Below are 21,989 nucleotides of genomic sequence, written 5' to 3' on the forward strand. Positions count from 1 at the left end.
AACAACCCACAACCTCAACCGAACGAAACCAACCGGAGAGAATAACTAGCCTAGGCCTCCAGCACACCAAACTCCAACCGGAGCAGCACACCGAAAAACCATAAAACCATGGTCCCACCTGAGGCCGGGAAGCACTGCGACTTTCCGCACCTTTGGGGTACGTGAAGACACTACGGCCCCCACCCCAACCCGTCAAAACCCCGCCCCGCCCGGGCGTGTCACCCCACCCCGCACCCCGCACCCCGCACCCCGCACCCCCGAAAGTGCACAATCCGCCCCCACAACCCCACGCAAAGGGCCAAAACTGCACCCTCGCGAATCACACACACACGCCGACGGACAAACAGCGGAACCAGAACACGCCCGCAACCACTCAGGAAAAGCGGATGCGGGCTCGCACCTACAGGGACGAAACGGGCGCGCACCTACAGGGACGAAGCGGGCGGGCGCTACTGGACGAAGACGCCGGCCAGGGTCTTCTTGCCTCGACGGAGAACCGCTACTCCACCGGGCAGAACTGCGTTCTCGATCGTCTCGGCCTCATCGGAGACCTTCACGTTGTTAAGGTAGACGCCACCCTGGCTGATGGCGCGCCGGGCTTCGCTCAGGCTTGCCGTCAGTCCGGTGTCGACGAGGAGCTGCACCACGGTGGCGTGTGGAGCCGTCGTCGTGTTCGGGAGCTCACGCAGCGCCGCCTCGAGGGTTGCCTCGTCGAGATCGGCCAGGTCGCCCTGCCCGAACAGGGCGTGCGCGGCCTGGATCGCGGCTTCCGTCGCCTCCCGACCGTGCACGAGGCCGGTCACCGCGACGGCGAGGGTTCGCTGGGCGAGCCGCTTGAACGGCTCGGTCGCCACCGCCGACTCAAGCTCCTCGATCTCCGTCCTGCTGAGGAACGTGAATACCTTCAGGCGCGAGATCACATCGGCGTCGTCGGTATTGAGCCAGAACTGGTAAAAGGCATACGGGCTGGTGAGGGTGGGGTCGAGCCAGACCGCGTTGCCCTCGCTCTTGCCGAACTTCGTGCCGTCACTGTTGGTGATGAGCGGCGTGCCGATGGCGTGCACGCCTTCCCCCTCCGCCTTCCGGATGAGGTCGGTGCCGCTGGTGAGATTGCCCCACTGGTCGCTTCCTCCCGTCTGGAGCACGCAGCCGTAGCTGCGGTACAACTCGAGGAAGTCCATGCCCTGGAGCACCTGGTAGCTGAATTCGGTGTAGCTGATGCCGGCATCGGAATTGAGCCGGGCGCTCACGGCATCCTTTTTGAGCATGGTGCCGACCCGGAAGTGCTTGCCGATCTCGCGCAGGAAGTCGATGGCACTCATCGGCGAGGTCCAGTCGAGGTTGTTCACCAGGGTGACGGCGTTCACGCCCTCCCCGCTGAGGAACCGGGAGACCTGGGCCTGGAGGTAGCCCACCCACTGGGCGACGACATCCTTGGTATTGAGGGTGCGCTCCGCTGTCGGCCTGGGGTCGCCGATCAGGCCGGTCGACCCGCCGACCAGTCCGAGCGGGTGGTGCCCGGCGAGCTGGAGGCGCCGCATGAGCAGGAGCTGTACAAGGTTGCCGAGGTGCAGGCTGGGCGCCGTGGGATCGAAACCGCAATAGAAGGTGATCGGCTCACCGGCCAGCAACTCGCGGAGTTCGGTCGGATCGGTGGAGACTTGCACCAGGCCTCGCCAGGAGATCTCCTCCCAGACATCGTCGAAGGTGAGGTCGTTGGCCTGTTGGGTGAGGATTGCTGGGTCTGACACGCTGCCCAGATTACCAGCGTGCCGGTACGGCCCGGAAGCGACGCTCCAACCTTGATCGATTGATATTAAGTCTAGGAGCCGAATTGTGCTACATTCATCTTCCAAACTTACTTTTTGACCCATTCGGGAGGTGCATTCGTGTTTGTGATTACCGCCGACCAAATCGACAGCCGCAATGACCGCGACCGCGCCGGTGAGATGATCGCCGGGCTCGTGGCGGAGTTCGACGATGTCTTCATCCTGCCGCCCGACCAGACGGCCGGCGATGAGATCCAGATGCTGTTGGCGGATGCCTGCCCCACCCTCGACCTGGTGCTGGCCCTCCACCGGTCCGGACATTGGAGCATCGGTCTCGGCATCGGCACTGTTCGCACTCCCCTGCCCGACTCCGCCCGCCAGGCATCCGGGGAGGCGTTCGTCGGCGCCCGTGACGCGGTCACCCGGGCCAAGAAGACGGACACCCGGTTCGGGCTCACGGCAGAGTCCGCCGAACCGTCAGGCCGGACCGGCGCGCCCGAACATCGGCCGGTGCCAGGCAGCGAGCCGGTCGAACACCGGCCGGTGCTCGACAGCGGGCAGGTCGAAGCCCTCGTCGCGACGTTCCTGCTCCTGCGCCAGCGCCGCACGACCGAGGGATGGGCCGCGGTCGACCTGCGTGAGACCGGGCTGACCCAGGTGGAGATCGCCGCCCGATTGGGCATTTCGACCGCGGCGGTCAGCCAGAGACTTCGGAGCGCGCTCTGGAAGGTCGACCAGGCGGCGCGCCCGGCACTCGTTAGGCTGCTGGAGGACCTCGACAACGCGACGACAGGAACAGGACCTTCCACATGAATTTCCAGGCTTTCCAGATTCTGGCCTATTTGTATTGGCTCCTGCTCCTGCTCGTCACGACCGGGTCGCTCGCCCTCGCCGTGCTCGCGTTCAGACAGCAGAAGCAGCACTACGCCATCGCGTCAGCCGGCGGCCTCGCCGCGGCCCTGGTGATCGCCGCGGTGCCGGCCCCGGCTGGTTCGGGCTCGTTCGGCATCGTCCTGGCAATGGTGGCCCTGGCCCTCTCCGTCGTGGGCGGCGGCCCGATGGCTGTGCTCGCGCTCCGGCTGGCCACGAACAACTCGGTCCCGCCCGGCGCGCACGGCGGCATCCTTGTCGGTGACGACGAAGGCGCAGCCTCGGGCCAGGCGGATGCCGACGGCACCGTGCACGAGGTGCTGAGAGGAGGCCTGATGATCGGAATCCTCGAGCGGCTCGCCGTCACCGGCGCCATCCTGGCCGGTTTCCCCGAGGCGATCGCCGTGGTCGTGGCGATCAAGGGCGTCGGGCGCTTCACCGAACTGGCCGCGGCCGAGGCCAGGGAGCGGTTCATCATCGGAACCTTCGCCAGCCTGATCTGGGCGTGCGCGTGCGCCGCCCTGGTCAGGCTCGCCACCGCGTAGGCGATTCCTTCGTCGCGGCACAGGTTGCGGAACCGGGCGCACGGCAGATCGTGCGCCGGGTTCGCAAACGTGCGCCGCGAGGTGAGCGATCAGCCCGTCGCGGGAGCGAGTTTCGGATGCCGCCGGTAGGGCGACACCGACGCATCGTCCGGGAGCCAGAACCGCCACGGGTACTCGGCTCCCCCGCCGGCGCCGCTGACCCCGGTGCGCGGCCCGGCCAGGAACACGGCCGGGCGGGCCGGCAGGGTGAGGTCGAACGGGTCCTCGGCGAGGTCGGCGCCGTTCTCGGCCAGGCTGATGCCGAGCGCGAGCGTGAGCCTCGCCGGTCCGCGGGCGAGATCCCGGTCCGACTTCGCGGTGCTGCGGCGCAGCCGGGCCTCGGCCGCGCCCGCGACGATCTCCCCGCCCCGCAGGAGCACCGCGGAGGCCTCGCCCTCCGGCGAGCAGACGACGTTCGCGCAGACGTGCATGCCGTAGCTGAAGTAGGCGTACAGGTGCCCGGCCGGACCGAACATCGCCGCGTTGCGCGGAGTGCGGCCACGGAACGCGTGAGAGCCGGGATCGGTGCCGTCGCCGAGGTAGGCCTCCACCTCGGTGACGCGGAGCGACACCCCGGCCCGGCTGATCACGGCGCCGAGCAGGAGCGGCGCGACTTCGACGGCGGGCCGCTCCAGCAGGCGACGGTCGAAGGTCACATCCGGAGGGCGAGGGCGAGCGCGCGCACCCGCGCCACCAGCACGGCGCGCTGCTCGGCGACCCGCACGGGCGCGGTGCCGGCCTGCCCGTCGCGACGGTCGACCGAGCCCTGGATGCTCAGCACCTCGCGCACATCGGGCGTGAGGTGCGCGGAGATCGTCTGCAGGGACGCGTCGTCGACCTCGTGCAGGTCGAGGTCGTGCTGCTCGGCGAACTTGACCAGCGAACCGGTGATCTCGTGTGCGTCCCGGAAACTGACGTGCCGCTTGACCAGCCACTCGGCGACATCCGTTGCCAGGGAGAACCCGGCCGGGGCCAGCTCGGCCATCCGGTCGGTGTGGAAGGTCAGCGTGGCGATCATGCCGCTGAACGCCGGCAGGAGCACCTCGAGCGTTTCGATCGAGTCGAAGACGGGCTCCTTGTCTTCCTGCAGGTCCCGGTTGTAGGCCAGCGGGAGCCCCTTGAGCGTGGTGAGCAGGCCGGTCAGGTTGCCGATCAGCCGCCCGGACTTTCCGCGCGCGAGTTCGGCGATGTCGGGATTCTTCTTCTGCGGCATGATCGACGAACCGGTCGAATAGCCGTCGTCGAGGGTGACGAAACCGAATTCGCGCGTGTTCCAGAGGATGATCTCCTCGGCCAGGCGGGACAGGTCGATGCCGATCTGCGCGGTGATGAACGCGAATTCGGCGACGAGGTCGCGGCTCGCGGTGCCGTCGATCGAGTTCTCCACCACGGCGCTGAAGCCGAGGGCGGCGGCCACGAGCCGGGCGTCGAGGCCCAGGGTGTTGCCGGCCAGGGCGCCGGAACCGTAGGGCGAGAAATCGGCCCGCTTGTTCCAGTCGGTGAAGCGTTCGAGGTCGCGCACAAGCGGCCAGCAGTGCGCGAACAGGTGGTGCGCGAGGAGCACCGGCTGGGCGTGCTGCAGATGGGTGCGGCCGGGCATGATCGCGTGCTCGTTCGCCTCGGCCTGCGACGCGAGCGCGTCGATCAGGTCGATCACGTGGGTGGAGATGGTGACCGCCTTGTCCCGCAGCAGCATCCGCACGAGGGTCGCCACCTGGTCGTTGCGGCTGCGCCCGGCGCGCAGCTTGCCGCCGAGTTCGACGCCGACGATGTCGATCAGGCCGCGCTCCAGCGAGGAGTGAACGTCTTCGTCGGTCTCGGCAGGCTGGAACCGGCCGGAGGCGACGGCATCCGCCAGTTCGTCGAGGCCGGCGACCATGGCCGTGAGCTCCTCGCCGGTGAGGTAGCCGGCCGCAGCGAGGGCGCGAGCGTGCGCCCTGGAGCCGCGGATGTCGTACGGGGCAAGCGGCCAGTCGAACTGGGTCGACTTGCTCAACTTCGCCAGTTCGGGCGACGGGCCGCCGGCGAAACGGCCGCCCCAGAGGGCGCCCGCCTTGCCCGCGCGGTTCGGGTTCTCGTCGGCAGCCACGCGTTGCCCCTACTTGCCGGCGAGGTCGCGGCGGGCGGAGATCTTGCTCGGCAGCGACCACAGCTCGATGAAGCCCTTGGCCATCGACTGGTCGAAGGTGTCGCCGGTGTCGTAGGTGGCGAGGTTGAAGTCGTAGAGGCTCTCGCCGGACTTGCGCCCGGTGACGACGGCGGTGCCGGCGTGCAGCTTCAGGCGGATGTCGCCGGTGACGTGCTTCTGCGTCTCGTCGATGAAGACATCGAGGGCGCGTTTGAGGCCGGAGAACCACAGGCCGTCGTAGACGAGCTCGGCCCACTTGGACTCGACGCCGCGCTTGTAGCGGGCCAGGTCGCGCTCGACGGTCATGTTCTCGAGCTCTTCGTGCGCGGCGATCAGGGCGATGCCGGCGGGGGCCTCGTAGACCTCGCGGCTCTTGATGCCGACGAGGCGGTCCTCGACGATGTCGATGCGGCCGACGCCCTGGTTGCCGGCGAGCAGGTTCATCATTTCGATGGCCTGCAGCGGCGTGACGGCGACGCCGTCGATGGCGACGGGGACACCCTGGTCGAAGGAGACGACGACCTCGGTGGGCTCGCGCGGAATCGACGGGTCCTGCGTGTAGGTGTAGAGGTCTTCGATCGGTGCGTTCCACGGGTCTTCGAGGAAGCCGGTTTCCACGGCGCGACCGTAGACGTTCTGGTCGATCGAGTACGGGCTCTTCTTCGACTGCGCGATCGGCAGGTTGTGCAGCGCCGCGTACTCGATGGCCTTGTCGCGGGTCAGCGCGAAGTCGCGAACGGGGGCGAGCGAGGTGAGCTCCGGTGCGAGGGCGGCGACGGCCGCTTCGAAGCGGACCTGGTCGTTGCCCTTGCCGGTGCAGCCGTGCGCCACGCTGTCCGCGCCGAGTTCCTTGGCCGTGGACGCGAGGTACTTGGCGATCAGCGGGCGACTGAGCGCGGAGACGAGAGGGTAACGCTTCTGGTAGAGGGCGTTGGCCTTGAGAGCCGGGACGACGTAGTCGCTGGCGAACTCTTCCTTCGCGTCGACGACGATGGCCTCGACGGCGCCGCAGTCCAGGGCGCGCTGGCGGATGAGGTCCATGTCCTCGCCGCTCTGTCCGACGTCGATGGCGAGGGCCACGACCTCCTTGCCGGTCGCGTCCTTCAACCAGCCGATGCCAACCGAGGTGTCAAGTCCACCGGAGTATGCGAGCACAACACGTTCAGCCATGGTTCTCCCTAAAGATTGTTCAGTTCAAGTTTAACGGTGTCAGTGCGCGTCGTTCTGGCGGAGGAGCCAGACGAGAAGGGCCTTCTGGGCGTGGAGGCGGTTCTCCGCCTCGTCCCAGATGATGCTCTGCGGGCCGTCGATGACGTCGGCGGTCACTTCGAAGCCGCGGTCGGCGGGCAGGCAGTGCAGGAAGTGGGCGTCCGGTCGGGCGAGCGCGAGCAGGTCGGAGCCGACGCGGTAGGCGCCGAGGGTGGCGAGGCGGTCTGCCTTCTCCTCTTCCTTGCCCATCGACACCCAGGTGTCGGTGACGACCACGTCAACGCCGGCCACGGCTTCGGCCGGATCGGTGAAGAGCGTGACGGAGCCTCCGGTGCGCGCGGCGATGGCCGCGGCATCCTGTACCACCTGCGCGTCGGGCGTGTAGCCGGCCGGCGAGGCGATGCGCACGTGCATGCCGGCGGTGGCGCCGGCGAGGAGGTAGGACTGGGCCATGTTGCAGGCGCCGTCTCCGAGGAAGGCCAGGGTCTGACCTGCAAGGTCGCCGCGGTGTTCGCGGATGGTGAGCAGGTCGGCGAGCAACTGGCAGGGGTGGAAATCGTCGGAGAGCGCGTTGACGACGGGGACCGTGGTGCCGAGGGCCATCTCCTCGAGGCCGGCCTGGCCGTAGGTGCGCCAGACGATCGCGGCGACCTGGCGCTCGAGCACCCTGGCCGTGTCGGAGGCGGTCTCCTTACCGCCGAGTTGACTGCTGGCGGTGGTGATGATGAGCGGACTGCCGCCGAGGTCGGCGATGCCGACCGCGAAGGACACCCTGGTGCGGGTCGAGGACTTGTCGAAGATCACGGCGACGGTCTGCGGACCGGCAAGCGGCTTGACCGCGAATCGGTCTCGCTTGAGCACCCGTGCCAGGTCGAGGATCTCGGCCTGTTCGGCCGGTGAGAGGTCGTCGTCGCGCAGGAAATGGCGGGTCACGGGGTCACTTTCGGTGGATTGAGGAATTGAACAACTCTAGAGGCTGGCCAGGGCGAGGCCGAAACGGTGCTCGAAATCGTCCAGTTCGCCGTCGCCGACGATGAGCGGCGGGGCCAGCCGGATGGTCGACTCGTTGGCCGCGTTCACGATCAGGCCCTCGGCCAGGGCCGCGGCCGCAAGAGGGAGCGCGACCGGTTCAGCCAGCCCGATCCCGATCAGAAGGCCGCGGCCGCGCACCTCGGTGATGTGCGGCGATGCGAACCGGGCGAGGATCTCCCTCAACTGCTCGCCGCGCCGTGCGGCGTTGGCGACGAGACCATCACGTTCGATCACGCCGAGCACGGCGTTTGAGGTGGCGGTGACGAGCGGGTTGCCGCCGTAGGTCGAGCCGTGCTGGCCGCGGCTGAAGAGCTCAGAGGCTGCACCGTAGGTGACCAGAGCGCCGATCGGCAGGCCACCGCCGATTCCCTTGGCGATGGTGATGGCATCCGGTGTGATGCCGTCGTGCTGGAACGCGAACCAGGCGCCGGTGCGGCCCGCGCCGGTCTGAACCTCGTCGATGATGAGGAGCACGCCGTGCCGGGTGCAGAGTTCCCTGGCGCGGCGGAGGAAACCGGTCGGCAGGTCGATCACGCCGGCCTCGCCCTTGACCGGTTCGAGGAACAGGGCGGCGACGGTGGTGTCGATGGCCGCCTCGAGTGCTCCGATGGTGCTGTGGATGTGTTCGACCCCGCCGGGCACTGGCAGGAACGCCTCTCGCATGGCTGGTTTGCCCGAGAGCGCGAGCGCGCCCATGGTGCGGCCGTGGAACGATTCGTGCAGGGAGAGGATCCGGCTGCGCTTCCCGCCGGCCGTGTTGAGCCTGGCCAGCTTGAACGCGGCCTCGTTGGCTTCGGCGCCGGAATTGCAGAAATAGACCCGACCGGCCTCGCCGGCCCCGGTGATGCGTTTGAGCCGCTCGGCCAGTTCGAGCTGCGGCGGCGAGGTGAAGTAGTTGGAGACGTGGGCGACGCGGCCGACCTGCTGGGTGACCGCCGCGATGAGGTCGGGATGGGCGTGGCCGAGAGAGTTCACGGCGATGCCGGCGAGGAAGTCGAGGTATTTCTTCCCCTTCTCATCCCAGACGTAGCAGCCCTCCCCGCGGACGAGCATCGCCAGCGGGGTGGCAAGGGTGCGCATCATGGCCGCGCCGAAGCGTTCCTGCCAGTGCTCGGTTCCCGGGGTCTGCTCGGCCGGGGTCTGCTGGGTCTGAGGGTGCGGGTCGGCGGCGGTCATGCCTGGAATCGGTGTCCCTGGGTCGGTGGGGCCTGGGTGGGTGGCGCCTGGGTTCGGACTGCCCTGGCCGGTCATACGGGGACCACTTCGGTTCCGATTCCGCTGCCGGTGAAGACCTCGAGCAGGATCGAGTGCGGCACCCGCCCGTCGATGATCGCGGCCTTCGCGACCCCGCCGTCGACCGCATCGAGGCAGGCGGTCATCTTCGGGATCATGCCCGATTCGAGGTCTGGCAGCAGTCGGCGCAGGGTGTCGGCGTCGATCACGGACACCAGCGAGTCCCGGTTGGGCCAATCGCTGTAGAGTCCGGCGACATCGGTGAGGATCACGAGCTTCGCGGCGTTCAGGGCGATGGCCAGGGCCGCCGCGGCGGCGTCGGCGTTGATGTTCAGAGATTGGCCGGGAACATCCGAGTCCGGTGCGATCGAGGACACCACCGGGATTCGGCCGGCCGTGAGCTGGGCGAGGACGGCCGCGGGGTCGACGCCGATCACGTCGCCGACGAGACCGAGGTCGACCTCTTCACCATCGATGACCGTGCCGCGGCGACGCCCCTGGAAGAGCCCGGCGTCCTCTCCGGACAGCCCCGCCGACAGGGGGCCGTGTTCGTTGATGCGACTGACCAGCTCGCGGTTGATCTGCCCGGTGAGCACCATCCGCACGACGTCCATGGCTTCGGGTGTGGTCACCCGGTAGCCGCCGCGGAACTCACTCTCGATGCCGAGGCGGTCGAGCATGGCGGAGATCTGCGGGCCGCCGCCGTGCACGACGACGGGGCGGATGCCGGCATAGCGCAGGTAGACCATGTCCTCCGCGAAGGCCCGCTGGAGTTCCTCGCTGACCATGGCGTTGCCGCCGAATTTGACCACGATGATCTGGTCGTGGAACCGCTTGAGCCAGGGCAAGGATTCGATCAGGGTCGCTGCCTTGACGGCCGCCTCGGCCCGGCTGTTGGACTCGCGGTCCGGGGCGTCGCCGGCTTCGCGGGATGCGGGGCCGTCGTCGGCGAAGGAGGTCGACGGGATCAACTCGAGTACGCGCTGTTCTCTTCGACGTAGGCGTGAGTGAGGTCGTTGGTCCAGATCGTGGCCGTCGCGGCGCCCGCGTGCAGGTCGATGAGCACGGTGACCGCCCGCGCGGTGAGGTCGACCAGCTCGCGCGGCTGGTCGGGCTCCCCCGCCGTGCAGACCTGCACACCGTTGATCGAGACGTCGATCCCGTAGGGGTCGAAGACCGCCTGGGTGGTGCCGACCGCGGCGAGCACCCGGCCCCAGTTCGGGTCGTTGCCGAAGATGGCTGTCTTGAACAGGTTGCTGCGGGACACGGCCCGGGCAACGGCGACGGCGTCGGCCTCCGAGTTGGCGCCCTGCACCACGATCGCGACGTCGTGGGCCGAGCCCTCGGCGTCGGCCTGCAGCTGCAGGGTGAGGTCCTGGCAGATGGCGGTGAGCGCGGCCGCGAATTCGGCCGGGTCGGCGGCCACCCCGCTCGCCCCGGAGCCGAGGAGGGTGACGGTGTCGTTGGTCGACATGCATCCGTCGGAGTCGAGCCGGTCGAAAGTGACCCGGGTGGCCTGGCGGAGGGCCGCGTCGAGCTGGAGGGAGTCGAGGACAGCGTCGGTGGTGAGCACGACGAGCATGGTGGCCAGGCCGGGCGCGAGCATGCCTGCGCCCTTGGCCATGCCGCCGATGGTCCAGCCGGCAGGCGCGGTCTGCGCGGACTGCTTGGGCGTCGTGTCGGTGGTCATGATGGCCTGTGCGGCGGCGAGTCCGGCGTTGGCGGATGTCGCGGTGTCGGCGTGCAAGGCGAGGGAGGCATCCCAAATCCCGGCGGTGAGCTTGCCCAGGTCGAGCTGCTCGCCGATCAGGCCGGTGGAGCAGACGAGCACCTCGCCGGCGGAGATCTCGAGGCGGTCGGCGACGGCCTCCGCCGTGGCGTGGGTGGTCTGGAAGCCGGTGCTGCCGGTGTAGCAGTTGGCGCCGCCGGAGTTCAGCACGATCGCACGGACCACTCCGCCGCGCATCACCTGCTCGCTCCAGATGACCGGGTTCGCCTTGCAGCGGTTGGTGGTGAAGACGGTGGCGGCACTGGTGAGCGGGCCGAGGTTCCGCACCACGGCGAGGTCGAGACCGCCGGATTTCTTCAGGCCTGCGGTGACTCCGGCTGCGGTGAATCCGGCGGGGGCGGTGACGCTCACGGGGCAACTCCATTCGTGCTCAGCCCGAGGGTCTCCGGGAGACCCAGGGCGATGTTGGCGGACTGGATGGCGGCGCCGGCGGTTCCCTTGGCGAGGTTGTCGACGGCGGTGACGGTGATCACCCGGCCGACGGCGTGGTCGATGGCAAGGCCGATCAGCGCCGTGTTGGCACCGAGGACGTCGTTGGTGCGCGGAAACCGGCCCTCCGGCAGCAGGTGCACGAACGGTTCGTCGGCGTAGGCACTCTGCCACGCGGCGCGCACGTCAGCGTCGGACGTGCCCGGCACGATCCGGGCCGTCGCGGTGCAGAGGATGCCGCGGGACATCGGCACGATCACCGGGGTGAACGAGATGGTGGGGTTCGCGGCCCCGGCCCAGGCCAGGCTCTGCTGGATCTCCGGGATGTGCCGGTGCAGCCCGCCGACCGCGTAGGGGTTGGCCGAACCGAGGATCTCGGCGGCGAGGTTGGGCAGCCTGAGGCTCTTGCCGGCGCCGGACGGGCCGACGGCGAGCACGGCGACGAGGTCTTCCGGTTCGATCACACCGGAGCGGATCCCCGGCGCCAGCGCCAGGGCGACCGTGCTGGCGTTGCAGCCCGGCGCGGCGATCCGGCGCGCACCGACGAGCCGGGTGCGCTGCTGCCCGCCGGGAACCGGAAGCTCGGGCACCCCGTAGGCCCAGGCCCCGTAGTAGTCGCCGCCGTAGAACGCAGCCCAGGCGGCCTCGCTCTCCAGCCGGTGGTCGGCGCCGCAGTCGACGACGAGCGTCTCGGGCGGCAGCCCGGCCGTCAGGGCGCCGGATGCCCCGTGCGGCAGGGCGAGGAAGACCACGTCGTGTCCGGCCAGGGTCTCGGCCGTCGTGTCGACGAGGGTGAGCCCGGCGAGGGAACGCAGGTGCGGCTGTGCGTCAATCAGCCGCTGCCCGGCGTTGCTGTGCGCGGTGACCGTGCGCACCTCGAATTCGGGATGCGCGGCCAGGAGCCGGAGCAATTCCCCGCCCGCGTAGCCGCTCGCGCCCGCAACCGCCACCGAAAAAGCCATGCGTCAAACTTAGCGCGCCGCCCCGTGCCGCCGAGAATCGGCGTCGACGCAGCTTTCTTGCGTGACAGGGGAGATTCGGGGTGCGGCGGGGTGGTTGCCGGGCTACTCGCGGAGGGTCGCGCCGAAGCGGGCGGCCGCGACAGCCACCCCGGCGAGCTTGGCGTCGCTGGCCTCTGCCGCAGTCAGGGTGCGATCGGCGGCCCGGAACCGCAGGGCGAAGGTCAGCGACTTGCGGCCGGACGGGATGCCCGCGCCGCGGTAGTCGTCGACGAGCTCCGCGTGGTCGAGAAGCGATCCGGAGCCTTCGATCACGGCCTGGAGCACCTCCCCCGCGGGGACGACGGTGTCGACCACGAGGGACAGGTCCTGCGTGGCGGCCGGCATGGTGCGGATCGGGGTGGCCTGGAGTTCGGCGTCGGCGTGGTCGAAGACCACGCTGAGGTCGATTTCGGCGACCGCGACGACCGCGGGAAGGTCGAAACCGCGGGCGATGGCCGGGAGCAGCTCGCCGGCGAAGCCGACGGACACGACGCCGGCATCCGTCGTCACGAACAGTTCGGCCGTGCGCCCGGGGTGCATCGCCTGGTGAGAGCCCTGCCGGACCTGGATGGCCACCCCGGTGGCCAGGGCAACCTGCTGCACAGCGACGAGGGCGTCCTGCCAGCCGGCAGCCACGGCCGGGCGGCCCGGCTGCTGCCGGCGGGCGTTGCCGGTGAGCACGACACCGACGGAGAACGGCTGCGGCGGGATACCCATATTCAGTTCGGCCTCGAGGCGGGCGCTGGGACGCACGGCGCCGGGCGGCACGACGGTGCGGCCATAGACGACGCCGGCACCGGGCCGGAAGACCTGGCCCTGCTCGAAGATGGCCAGGTCCGTCAGGCCGCGGGATCGGTTGCGGTGTGCGATCTGGAGCAGCCCGGGCAGGATCGACGTGCGCAGGAACGGCGCCTCGCCGTCGAGCGGGTTCGCGACCCGCATCTGCGGCGCGACCGGGCCGACCGCGGCGCCGAACAGGTTGTTGGCCTTCTCCGCGACGAACGGGTAGGCGAGCACCTCGGTGTGGCCGGCGGCTGCGAGGGTCTGCGCGACCTGGCGTCGAAGCGCCTGGGTCCGGGTGAGGCCGCGCCCGGGCGGCGCGACGGGCAGCACCGAGGGGATGCGGTCGTAGCCGACGATGCGGGCGACCTCCTCGGCCAGGGTCCACTTGTCGGTCAGGTCTGGACGCCAGCTCGGCGCGCTGACGCTCAGTCCGCCCTCGGTCTCCTCGAGCGACGCGCCGACCTCGGCCAGCGAGGTGCGCACCTCCTCGAGGGTGTAGGCGAGTCCGATCAGGCCGGAGATGAACCCGGTCGGGAGAAAGATCGGCTCGGCGGCCGGGGTCGCGTCGTGCAGGGAGCCGAGGTCGTCGGCCACTCCCCCGGCGAGTTCGACCAGCAGCTGCACGACCCTGGCCGCGGCGACGGCGGCGACGGCAGGGTCGACGCCGCGTTCGAACCTGCGGGAGGCCTCGCTGGGGAGTTTGTGCCGACGCGCGGTGCGCGCGATCGACACCGGGTCGAAGTTCGCGGCCTCAACCAGCACGTTGGTGGTGGTCGACCCGATCTCGGTGGTCTGCCCACCCATCACCCCGGCCAGGCCTATCGGCCCGGATTCGTCGGCGATCAGGAGGTCTTCCGAATTGAGTGTGCGGGTGACCTCGTCCAGGGTGGTGAGTTTCTCACCCGTGCCCGCACGGCGCACGGTGATGCCGCCGGTCAGCGCGTCGAGGTCGTACGCGTGGATCGGCTGGCCGAGCTCGATCATCACGTAGTTGGTCACGTCGACGATCAGCGAGATCGAACGGATGCCGGCCAGTTTCAGCCGGGCGATCAGCCAGGCCGGAGACGGCCGGGTCGGGTCGACGCCGCGCACGGCACGGGTGACGAAGACGCTGGCGCCGATCCGGTCGCGGATCGGGGCCTGGTCGTCGATGGTCACGACGAACTCGACCGAGGACGGGGCAGGGACCACGGCGAGGGCGGGGTCGCGGAAGCTCACCCCGGTGGCGTGCGCGTATTCGCGGGCGACGCCGCGGATCGAGAACGCGTAGCCGCGGTCAGGGGTGACGTTGATCTCCACGGCGGTGTCGTCGAGGCCGAGGAGGGCGATCGCATCCGTGCCGACGGGGGCATCGAGGCCGAGGGCGGCCAGGCGCAGGATGCCGTCGTGCTCGTCGCCGAGGCCAAGCTCGCGGGCCGAGGCGATCATGCCGTCGGAGACGTGGCCGTAGGTCTTACGCGGCGCGATCGGGAACGGTCCGGGCAGCACCGCGCCGGGCAGGGTCACGACGACCTTGTCCCCGACGACGAAGTTGTGGGCGCCGCAGACGATCCCCCGAATATCCTCGACCTTCGATTTATCGGTTGTCGAGCTTGTCGAGACACGCACCTGGCACCAGTTGATGGTTTTGCCGTTGGTCTGGGCCTCCGGTTCGATCGAGAGCACCTCACCGACGACGATCGGGCCGGTCAGGTCGAAGCGGTGGATCTCTTCTTCCTCGAGGCCGACGCGCACCAGCGCGGCGTGCACGTCTTCGGGGGTGGTGCCGGGTTCGAGGTCGACGAATTCGCCGAGCCAGCTCAGTGGTACACGCATCAGACGGTCATCCCGTACTGCTGGCTGAACCGGACGTCGCCTTCGACCATGTCGTGCATATCCTTCACATCATTTCGGAACATCAGGGCTCGTTCGACGCCGACGCCGAACGCGAAACCGGAGTACACCTCGGGGTCGATCCCCGCCGAGCGGAGCACATTGGCGTTGACCATGCCGCAGCCGCCCCACTCGATCCAGCGCGCACCGTCCTTGAAGGTCGGGTGCCAGAGGTCGAGTTCGGCGCTCGGCTCGGTGAACGGGAAGTAGTTGGGGCGCAGGCGCACCTTGGCCTCTGGCCCGAACATGGCCTTGACGAAGTGGTCGAGGGTGCCGCGCAGGTGCGCCATGGTGAGACCCTTGTCCACGGCGATGCCCTCGATCTGGTGGAACACGGGAGTGTGGGTCGCGTCGAGCTCGTCGGTGCGGAAGACGCGGCCGGGCGCGACGACGTAGACGGGCAGTTCGCGGGCGAGGAGGGCGCGCATCTGCACCGGGGAGGTGTGGGTGCGGAGCACGAGGTGCGCCTCGGGCGGACCGACGAAGAAGGTGTCCTGCATGGCTCGGGCAGGGTGGTCCTCGTCGAAGTTGAGGGCATCGAAGTTGAACCACTCGCTTTCGAGCTCCGGACCTTCGGCGACCTCCCAACCCATGCCCACGAACACGTCGGCGACACGCTCCTGCAGCAGGGAGAGCGGATGCCGTGCCCCCGGCCGCCAGGTGGATGCCGCCGCGGTCACGTCCACCGTTTCGGCGGCGAGCCGGGCCTGCGCCTCAGCCTCACCGATCTCGGCCTCACGGGCGGCGAGGGCCTGACTGACTCGGCTCTTGGCCTGGCCGACCAGCTTGCCGGCGGCGGCCTTCCGATCGTTGGGCACGGTGCGCATGAGCGCGTTGAGGCGAGCCAACGGGGAGGCGTCGCCGGCGTGCTCTGTGCGCACCACCCGCAGTGCGGCGGAGTCGGCGGCGGTGGAGATGGCGGTGAGCGCGGCGGTGAGCGCCGCGGTCACGGCCTCTTCGGAGATTTCGGTGGGATCAGACACAAGGCACAAGTTTAGTGCGTGGTGCCTGTCCGGCCTTCCCCGTCGGCTAGATCTCGCTCGCCGCCAACTCGGCCTTCGCCGCATTCACGGGCCGTACCCCACTGCGACTGCGTCGGCTGCGCACTTCGACCCACTTCGCCAGGCCTGAGAGGGCGAGGCAGAGGATCACATAGATGGTGCCGAACACGATTGTTGCCGGGATGATCGGCGACCCGTAGGTGAACTGTGCGCCGTAGAACTTCGCAAGGTACAGCAGTTCGTGGAAAGTGACGATGAAACCGAGTGCGGTGTCCTTGAGCACGACGACCAGCTGGGAGATGATCACGGGCATCATCGCCCGGATCGCCTGGGGAAAGAGGATCAGCGACATGACGGCGCTCTTTCGCAGGCCGATCGCGTAGGCGGCCTCCTTCTGGCCGGCGGGAAGGGATTCGATTCCCGCCCTGAACACCTCCGCGAGCACAGACCCGTTGTAGAGCGTCAAGCCGGTAACAACCGCCACGAACGGGGTGACGAAGCTCACTCCGAGCGGGGGCAGTCCGTAGTACATGATCATCATCAGGATGAGCACGGGCACCGCACGGAAGAGTTCGATGAAGATCGTGGACGGCACTCGGAGCCAGGCGTGGTCGGAGAGCCGGCCGATCGAGAGCACCAGCCCCAGGAGCAGGCTGGCCACTGCGGCCACAGCGAACGCGCTCAGCGTGGCGAGCGTCGCCAGGCCGATGTTCTGTTGCACGAGCGGGAAGGTGAAGACTCTCCACTTCGCGGCGGAGAACTGCCCGGTGTCGGCCAGACGATAGATGACAAAGGTGATGCCGGCTGCGACCACCGCGATCGTGATCGCGCCGAGGATGCGGTTTCGGAGGATCGCGCGGGGACCCGGGACGTCGTACAGCACACTCGTCATCGAAGAACCCTCCATCGGCGCTCAAGGTAACGCTGCAGCACGGACAGGACTCCCACCAGGATCACGAAGAAGAGCGCCACCCAGAGGAGGACGAGAATGGCGGGCTCGCCTCGTTCGGAAAGATTCGCCCGGATCGCGCCCGCCTCCGCGACCGAGAACCCCGCGGCGACCGTGGTGTTCTTCAGCAACGCAATGAAGACACTCATCATCGGCGGGATCACGGCCCTGAAGGCCTGTGGCATGATCACCAGTGTCATCGTCTGCACGAACGGCAGACCGATTGCCCGTGCCGCCTCGGCCTGGCCGGTCGGCACCGTGTTGAATCCGGAGCGCAGCACCTCGGCCACGTACGTGGCGGTATAGATACTCAGCGCGATGATGGCGAGAGTCGTGTACGGCAGTTTGAGGAGGTGCAGTTTCGGATAGCCGAACGCGAAGAAGAACATCAGCAGCGTCAGCGGTGTGTTCCGGACCAGGTTGACGTACAGCGTTCCGAACGCGCGCATGACCGGCACCGGCGACACCCTCATGGCCCCGACGACGATGCCGATGCCGAGGGCGAACACCGCCGAGACCGCGAACAGGAGAAGGGTGTTCTGGAATCCGAGCGCGAAGAGGTCAAGATTGTTGAACAGAGTTTCCATGACCTGATCTTCCCTTCTCCTGCGAGTGCGTTTGATGTTCGCCCAGGGTGACCCCGGGCATTCGAGTGCCGCTGCCCGGATCGGGCAACGCCACTTTGCTGGTTGCTAGTACGCTTCGACCTTGGGCTGCTCGACCTTCGTGCCTGACTTCCCGAGCGTTTCGTTGTAGATCGCCGTCCAGGTGTCTCCGCCTTTGGTGAACATGTCGTTGGTGAATGTCCGCAGTGCGTCGTCACTCTTGGGCATGCCTACGCCGTACTTCTCGACGGTGAAGGGCTTTCCGACGACCTTGAGGTTGTCGGGATCCTGCGCGGCATAGCCGATCAGGATCGCGGCATCCGTCGTGACCGCGTTGACCGAACCGTCTTTGAGCGCTTCGACACACTGCGAGTAGGTGTCGAATTCGGTGGTCTTCGTGTCGGGGAAGTTCGCCTTGATGTTCTGGATCGGCGTCGAGCCTGTCGCAGAGCACACCGTCGTTCCCGCGAGGTCCTTCTCGCTCGTGATCTTCTTGTCGCCGGCGGCGACCAGCAGGCCCTGTCCGGTGACGAAGTATGGCCCGGCGAAGCCGACCTGTTCCTTGCGCTTGTCGTTGATCGAGTAGGTTCCGACGTAGAAATCGATGTCACCGTTGACGATCGCGGACTCGCGGTTGGCGCTCGGGATTGCCTCGAAGGTGATCTTGTCCGCCGAGAATCCCAGGGACGCGGCGATCCACTTCGCGATTTCGATGTCGAAGCCGCTGCGTTCGCCGGTTGCGGCATCCAAGTAGCCGAGGCCGGGCTGGTCTTCCTTCACGCCGACCTTCACCGTGCCCCGCTTCGTCATCGCGTCGAAGGTGGGGCTGCCGGTGAGGGACACGTCGGTGGCCACCGTGAACGGTGATTTGCTTGCGGAATCGGAGGCGCCGTCGCCTGCCGGGTTGGGGCCCGCACAGCCCGTGAGCGCGAGGGCGGATGCTGCGATCACGGCGAGGAGAGTCATTCTCTTGCGCATGTGAATTCCTTTCGTGGTGCGGGGCAACTCGCCGCCGCAGAAGTTGTCGTTCAGGTCAATGCGTGATGAGTTTGGACAGGAAATCTTTTGCCCGGTCGGTCTGGGGGTCGGTGAAGAAATGTTCCGGGGTGGTCTCTTCGATGATTTCGCCGTCGGCCATGAAGATCACCCGATTGGCCGCCTTTCGGGCGAACCCCATCTCGTGCGTTACGACGATCATGGTCATGCCGTCGTTGGCAAGTTGGATCATCACCTCGAGCACCTCGTTGATCATCTCGGGGTCGAGGGCGCTCGTGGGCTCGTCGAGCAGGATGACCTTGGGGTCCATCGCCAGGGCCCGGGCAATGGCAACCCGCTGCTGCTGGCCACCGGACAACTGCGCGGGCATCTTGTGCGCCTGGTTCGCCACACCGACGCGCTCGAGCAGGGCCATCGCCTTCTCCTCGGCCGCGGCCCGAGAGAGACCGCGCACCTTGATGGGTCCGAGGGTGACATTGTCGAGCACCGTCTTGTGCGCGAAGAGGTTGAACGACTGGAAGACCATGCCCACGTCGGCGCGGAGGCGCGCGAGCGCCTTTCCCTCTGCGGGGAGCGCCTGGCCGTCGATGGTGATGCTGCCCGAATCGATGGTCTCGAGCCGGTTGATTGCCCGGCACAGGGTGGACTTGCCCGACCCGCTGGGTCCGATGACGACGACGACCTCGCCACGGGTGACGACCGTGTTGATGTTCTTGAGGACGTGCAGGTCACCGAAATTCTTGTTGACGTCTTTCACGACGACCAGCGGTTCACCTCGGCGCACGGTGATGTTGGACGTAGCCGGCGCTGAATCTGTAGGCTCCATACCCCCAACCTAGGGTAAAAAAAAGACGGCCCTACCACGAAGTCTGTGCTAGGCCGTGCTGATCGAGGCTCAGCTGCGCTGGGCGAACGCGCTCTCGTAGAGGCAGACGGAGGCCGCCGTGGCGAGGTTCATCGATTCGGCGTGACCGTAGATCGGCACCGAAATGGACCGGTCTGCCTTGGCGAGATCTTCCTCACTGAGCCCGCGCGCCTCGTTGCCGAACAGCCAGGCGGTCGGGGCAAGGAGCAGCCCCTCGTTGCGCGCCTTCAGAAGGTCGGTTCCCTTGATATCAGCGGCGAATAATTGCAGGCCGGCCTCTTTCGCACGGTCGCGCACGTCTTCGAGGGTGACCCCCACGGCGACCGGGAGATGGAAGATCGACCCGGTCGACGAGCGCACGACCTTGGGGTTGTACAGGTCGACGCTGCGGCCGGTGAGGATGACCGCGTCGGCGCCCGCTGCATCCGCGGCACGGATGATGGTGCCGGCGTTTCCGGGGTCACGCACCTCCTCGAGAATGGCGATCAGGCGCGGCTCATTGGCGAAAATGTCCTTGACCGAGGTGGGGAACTGGTGGCAGACGGCCACGAAACCCTGCGGGGTGACCGTGTCGGCCATGGTCTCGAGCACCTGTTCGGTAACGAATTCCACGTCGACGCCGGCTTCGACGGCCGTGTCGGCGATGTCGGTGTACCGCTCGAGGGCGGTCGGGGTGGCATACAGCTCCACGACGAGTTCGGGGCGGTAGCTCAGGGCCTCGGCGACGGCCTGCGGACCCTCAAGCAGGAACAGTCCGGTCTCGGAGCGCGCGGCTCGATTCGCCAGTTTCGCGACAGCCCGCACTCGCGGAGAACGGGGATTATCTAACATGTGACCAGCTTACCGGCCGCACTGCTCGGCGGCATCAGCCGCGCGGGGCCGCGGTGGTTTCGGCTCGCCCGCACGCAAAACGGGAGCGGGCGCTCGGCCCGCTCCCGTGAGGAGTGCGTGTTACCGGGGGTGCAGGCTACGCGGCGACCTTCGGTGCCGACGTGTCGGCGGGCAGTGCTGCCTTGGCGCTCTCGACGATGGCCGCGAAGGTGGCGGGCTCGTTGACGGCCAGCTCGGCCAGGATGCGACGATCGACCTCGATACCGGCCAGGGCGAGGCCCTGGATCAGGCGGTTGTAGGTGAGGCCGTTTTCGCGGGACGCAGCGTTGATCCGCTGGATCCACAGGCGACGGAAGTCACCCTTGCGTGCACGGCGGTCACGGTAGCTGTAGGTGAAGGAGTGAGTCAGCTGCTCCTTGGCCTTGGTGACCAAACGCGAGCGCTGGCCGCGGTAGCCCTTGGCGCGCTCGAGGATGACGCGACGGCTCTTGTGAGCGTTTACCGCTCTTTTTACTCTTGCCATTGTTCTAGTTCCTTAAGGGTACGGGGTCTAGCGACCGAGAAGCTTCTTGATGACCTTGATATCGGCCTTGGCCAACACCTGGTCGTGGTTGAGGCGAGACTTGCGCTGGGTGCTCTTGACCTCGAGGTTGTGTCGCAGGCCGGCCTGCTGCTTCATGATCTTGCCGGAACCGGTCACCTTGAAGCGCTTCTTCGTCCCGGAGTGGGTCTTCATCTTAGGCATCTTTTTCCTCCAGTTTCGCTGCCTTGTCGGCAACCTTGTCAGCCTTATCGGCAACTTTTTCTGCCTTGTCGGCAGCCTTGTGTGCGTTAGCCTCCGCCTTGGCCTCTGACTTGTTCTTCAGAGGTCCAATGACCATGACCATGTTTCGACCGTCGATCATCGGAGTCGATTCCACGGAACCGAACTCTGCGACATCCTCGGCAAATCTTTGAAGCAGACGTACACCCTGGTCCGGACGGGACTGCTCACGGCCACGGAACAGAATCATGGCCTTGACCTTGTCGCCTGCCTTCAGGAAGCCTTCGGCGCGCTTGCGCTTGGTTTCGTAGTCGTGCTTATCAATCTTGAGACGGAACCGAACCTCTTTGAGGATGGTGTTCGCCTGGTTGCGCCTGGCCTCCTTGGCCTTCTGCGCAGCCTCGTACTTGAACTTGCCGTAGTCCATGATCTTGGCAACGGGCGGCTTGGAGGTCGGCGCGACCTCGACGAGGTCGAGATCTGCTTCCTGTGCCAGACGCAGCGCAACATCGATTGCCACGACCCCGACCTGTTCGCCGTTGGGACCAACGAGACGGACTTCGGGGACGCGAATACGGTCATTTGTACGGGGATCGCTGATGCGTCTCTCCTCTTCTCATGCATCGTGGCTGCAACTGACGACGGATGTCGCCCGCAGACGAAGAGGGGAAAATCGCGCATCCGGAACCCGAACAACACTCGTTCGAACGCCACATACGACACCCTGTCTACCTTCGCGAACTGGAATCCAGTGTTGGATCCAGTGCCGCGGCGGCGGAGTGTAAACAACCCGGTAACCTGAATGAAGCGGTATGCGCGGGTGGGAGATTATCCACTTTCGTACCGAGATTCGCATCTCGGAGCCCGGACGAGTCTAACAGAGGAATTCAGTGACGAGTAGCAACGAGCAGGAAGCACTTCAAGCCACCCGGGATATCGCCGATGTGGCCGCGGTAGAAATCATCACGACCGCCTCCGTGCACCTGATGAGCGCGGCCGCGGTCAAGGTCGGCCTCGCCGACGACCCGGAGACGCAGACCGACCTCGACGAGGCGCGCAAACTCATCACGGCCCTCGCCGGCCTGATCACCGCCGCCGCTCCGGACATCTCCGACATGCACGCGCGGAGCCTGCGCGACGGCCTGCGGTCGCTGCAGCTCGCCTTCCGAGAGGCCTCGGCGATCCCCGACCCGATCGGCCAGGGCCCGGGCGAGAAGTTCACCGGCCCGGTCAACTAGCGCCGCGCCAGACCGGGAAGGCCGCCGAACCGTGGGTTCGGC

Annotated in this window: 22 protein-coding genes; 3 read left to right on the plus strand and 19 right to left on the minus strand. The window is 67.5% G+C overall.

What is annotated here, in order from left to right; translation table 11 throughout:
* Nucleotides 1–449: 449 nt before the first annotated feature.
* Nucleotides 450–1,760, minus strand: a complete 1,311-nt coding sequence (gene tyrS, locus E3O19_RS07810) for a tyrosine--tRNA ligase (RefSeq protein ID WP_241981274.1) — start codon at nucleotides 1,758–1,760, stop codon at nucleotides 450–452.
* Between the two features lie 129 nt (nucleotides 1,761–1,889).
* Between tyrS and E3O19_RS07815 the strand changes: the two genes are divergently transcribed.
* Entirely contained in the window at nucleotides 1,890–2,582 is a 693-nt protein-coding gene (locus tag E3O19_RS07815) for a sigma factor-like helix-turn-helix DNA-binding protein (RefSeq protein ID WP_134566771.1), read from the plus strand.
* Entirely contained in the window at nucleotides 2,579–3,184 is a 606-nt protein-coding gene (locus E3O19_RS07820) for a hypothetical protein (RefSeq protein WP_134566772.1), read from the plus strand. Before E3O19_RS07815 ends, E3O19_RS07820 begins: the two co-directional genes overlap by 4 nt.
* Nucleotides 3,185–3,273: 89 nt before the next feature.
* On the opposite strand, the gene E3O19_RS07825 is transcribed toward E3O19_RS07820, so the two are convergent.
* The 18 genes from E3O19_RS07825 to infC all read right to left on the minus strand — a co-directional run bounded on the left by E3O19_RS07825 (nucleotide 3,274) and on the right by infC (nucleotide 21,310).
* Nucleotides 3,274–3,879, minus strand: coding sequence for a DNA-3-methyladenine glycosylase (locus E3O19_RS07825; protein WP_134566774.1), 606 nt, complete (start codon nucleotides 3,877–3,879; stop codon nucleotides 3,274–3,276).
* Nucleotides 3,876–5,312, minus strand: coding sequence for an argininosuccinate lyase (gene argH, locus E3O19_RS07830; RefSeq protein ID WP_134566776.1), 1,437 nt, complete (start codon nucleotides 5,310–5,312; stop codon nucleotides 3,876–3,878). The genes E3O19_RS07825 and argH overlap by 4 nt, the downstream gene beginning before the upstream one ends.
* Before the next feature lie 9 nt (nucleotides 5,313–5,321).
* Nucleotides 5,322–6,521, minus strand: coding sequence for an argininosuccinate synthase (locus E3O19_RS07835; protein ID WP_134566778.1), 1,200 nt, complete (start codon nucleotides 6,519–6,521; stop codon nucleotides 5,322–5,324).
* A 39-nt stretch (nucleotides 6,522–6,560) separates the two neighbouring features.
* Entirely contained in the window at nucleotides 6,561–7,493 is a 933-nt protein-coding gene (argF, locus tag E3O19_RS07840; RefSeq protein ID WP_134566780.1) for an ornithine carbamoyltransferase, read from the minus strand.
* A 36-nt stretch (nucleotides 7,494–7,529) separates the two neighbouring features.
* Nucleotides 7,530–8,768, minus strand: coding sequence for an acetylornithine transaminase (locus tag E3O19_RS07845; RefSeq protein ID WP_134566782.1), 1,239 nt, complete (start codon nucleotides 8,766–8,768; stop codon nucleotides 7,530–7,532).
* Between the two features lie 71 nt (nucleotides 8,769–8,839).
* Nucleotides 8,840–9,793: an acetylglutamate kinase gene (gene argB, locus E3O19_RS07850; protein WP_134566817.1), complete on the minus strand. Its 954-nt coding sequence runs from the start codon at nucleotides 9,791–9,793 to the stop codon at nucleotides 8,840–8,842.
* Complete coding sequence (gene argJ, locus E3O19_RS07855; protein ID WP_134566784.1) at nucleotides 9,793–10,965, minus strand: bifunctional glutamate N-acetyltransferase/amino-acid acetyltransferase ArgJ; 1,173 nt, start codon at nucleotides 10,963–10,965, stop codon at nucleotides 9,793–9,795. Before argJ ends, argB begins: the two co-directional genes overlap by 1 nt.
* A complete protein-coding gene (gene argC, locus E3O19_RS07860; RefSeq protein WP_134566786.1) occupies nucleotides 10,962–12,005 on the minus strand; it encodes an N-acetyl-gamma-glutamyl-phosphate reductase in 1,044 nt (347 codons plus the stop codon). The genes argJ and argC overlap by 4 nt, the downstream gene beginning before the upstream one ends.
* A 102-nt stretch (nucleotides 12,006–12,107) precedes the next feature.
* On the minus strand, nucleotides 12,108–14,642 hold the full coding sequence (pheT, locus tag E3O19_RS07865) for a phenylalanine--tRNA ligase subunit beta (RefSeq protein WP_134566788.1): 2,535 nt from the start codon (nucleotides 14,640–14,642) through the stop codon (nucleotides 12,108–12,110).
* Nucleotides 14,642–15,682, minus strand: coding sequence for a phenylalanine--tRNA ligase subunit alpha (gene pheS, locus E3O19_RS07870; RefSeq protein ID WP_134566790.1), 1,041 nt, complete (start codon nucleotides 15,680–15,682; stop codon nucleotides 14,642–14,644). The genes pheT and pheS overlap by 1 nt, the downstream gene beginning before the upstream one ends.
* A 46-nt stretch (nucleotides 15,683–15,728) precedes the next feature.
* The gene (locus E3O19_RS07875; protein ID WP_134566791.1) at nucleotides 15,729–16,592 is read right to left on the minus strand and encodes an amino acid ABC transporter permease; all 864 of its coding nucleotides are present in this window, start codon (nucleotides 16,590–16,592) and stop codon (nucleotides 15,729–15,731) included.
* A complete protein-coding gene (locus E3O19_RS07880) occupies nucleotides 16,589–17,236 on the minus strand; it encodes an amino acid ABC transporter permease (RefSeq protein ID WP_134566792.1) in 648 nt (215 codons plus the stop codon). The genes E3O19_RS07875 and E3O19_RS07880 overlap by 4 nt, the downstream gene beginning before the upstream one ends.
* Nucleotides 17,237–17,341: 105 nt before the next feature.
* Entirely contained in the window at nucleotides 17,342–18,232 is an 891-nt protein-coding gene (locus E3O19_RS07885) for a glutamate ABC transporter substrate-binding protein (protein WP_134566793.1), read from the minus strand.
* A 55-nt stretch (nucleotides 18,233–18,287) separates the two neighbouring features.
* Nucleotides 18,288–19,076, minus strand: coding sequence for an amino acid ABC transporter ATP-binding protein (locus E3O19_RS07890; RefSeq protein ID WP_134566794.1), 789 nt, complete (start codon nucleotides 19,074–19,076; stop codon nucleotides 18,288–18,290).
* 69 nt (nucleotides 19,077–19,145) lie between these two features.
* Nucleotides 19,146–19,946 (minus strand): TrmH family RNA methyltransferase, encoded by an 801-nt coding sequence (locus E3O19_RS07895; RefSeq protein WP_134566795.1) that lies wholly within the window; start codon nucleotides 19,944–19,946, stop codon nucleotides 19,146–19,148.
* A gap of 136 nt (nucleotides 19,947–20,082) precedes the next feature.
* A complete protein-coding gene (gene rplT, locus E3O19_RS07900) occupies nucleotides 20,083–20,469 on the minus strand; it encodes a 50S ribosomal protein L20 (protein ID WP_134566796.1) in 387 nt (128 codons plus the stop codon).
* Between the two features lie 27 nt (nucleotides 20,470–20,496).
* Nucleotides 20,497–20,691, minus strand: a complete 195-nt coding sequence (gene rpmI / locus E3O19_RS07905; protein ID WP_134523170.1) for a 50S ribosomal protein L35 — start codon at nucleotides 20,689–20,691, stop codon at nucleotides 20,497–20,499.
* The gene (infC, locus tag E3O19_RS07910) at nucleotides 20,684–21,310 is read right to left on the minus strand and encodes a translation initiation factor IF-3 (RefSeq protein WP_134510514.1); all 627 of its coding nucleotides are present in this window, start codon (nucleotides 21,308–21,310) and stop codon (nucleotides 20,684–20,686) included. Before infC ends, rpmI begins: the two co-directional genes overlap by 8 nt.
* 289 nt (nucleotides 21,311–21,599) lie before the next feature.
* On the opposite strand from infC, the gene E3O19_RS07915 reads away from it, so the two are divergent.
* Entirely contained in the window at nucleotides 21,600–21,947 is a 348-nt protein-coding gene (locus E3O19_RS07915; RefSeq protein ID WP_134523172.1) for a DUF1844 domain-containing protein, read from the plus strand.
* Nucleotides 21,948–21,989: the final 42 nt, after the last annotated feature.

Origin of the sequence: Cryobacterium algoritolerans, assembly GCF_004402785.1 — a bacterium.
Lineage (GTDB): Bacteria > Actinomycetota > Actinomycetes > Actinomycetales > Microbacteriaceae > Cryobacterium > Cryobacterium algoritolerans.

Excerpts from the sequence above, each read along its gene's own strand:
- E3O19_RS07820 (WP_134566772.1), top strand. The coding sequence starts at position 2,579 with ATGAATTTCCAGGCTTTCCAGATTCTGGCCTATTTGTATTGGCTCCTG.
- E3O19_RS07875 (WP_134566791.1), bottom strand. The coding sequence starts at position 16,592 with ATGACGAGTGTGCTGTACGACGTCCCGGGTCCCCGCGCGATCCTCCGA.
- E3O19_RS07880 (WP_134566792.1), bottom strand. The coding sequence starts at position 17,236 with ATGGAAACTCTGTTCAACAATCTTGACCTCTTCGCGCTCGGATTCCAG.
- E3O19_RS07895 (WP_134566795.1), bottom strand. The coding sequence starts at position 19,946 with ATGTTAGATAATCCCCGTTCTCCGCGAGTGCGGGCTGTCGCGAAACTG.
- E3O19_RS07890 (WP_134566794.1), bottom strand. The coding sequence starts at position 19,076 with ATGGAGCCTACAGATTCAGCGCCGGCTACGTCCAACATCACCGTGCGC.
- rplT (WP_134566796.1), bottom strand. The coding sequence starts at position 20,469 with ATGGCAAGAGTAAAAAGAGCGGTAAACGCTCACAAGAGCCGTCGCGTC.
- argC (WP_134566786.1), bottom strand. The coding sequence starts at position 12,005 with ATGGCTTTTTCGGTGGCGGTTGCGGGCGCGAGCGGCTACGCGGGCGGG.
- pheT (WP_134566788.1), bottom strand. The coding sequence starts at position 14,642 with ATGCGTGTACCACTGAGCTGGCTCGGCGAATTCGTCGACCTCGAACCC.
- E3O19_RS07835 (WP_134566778.1), bottom strand. The coding sequence starts at position 6,521 with ATGGCTGAACGTGTTGTGCTCGCATACTCCGGTGGACTTGACACCTCG.
- rpmI (WP_134523170.1), bottom strand. The coding sequence starts at position 20,691 with ATGCCTAAGATGAAGACCCACTCCGGGACGAAGAAGCGCTTCAAGGTG.
- E3O19_RS07885 (WP_134566793.1), bottom strand. The coding sequence starts at position 18,232 with ATGCGCAAGAGAATGACTCTCCTCGCCGTGATCGCAGCATCCGCCCTC.
- E3O19_RS07845 (WP_134566782.1), bottom strand. The coding sequence starts at position 8,768 with ATGACCGCCGCCGACCCGCACCCTCAGACCCAGCAGACCCCGGCCGAG.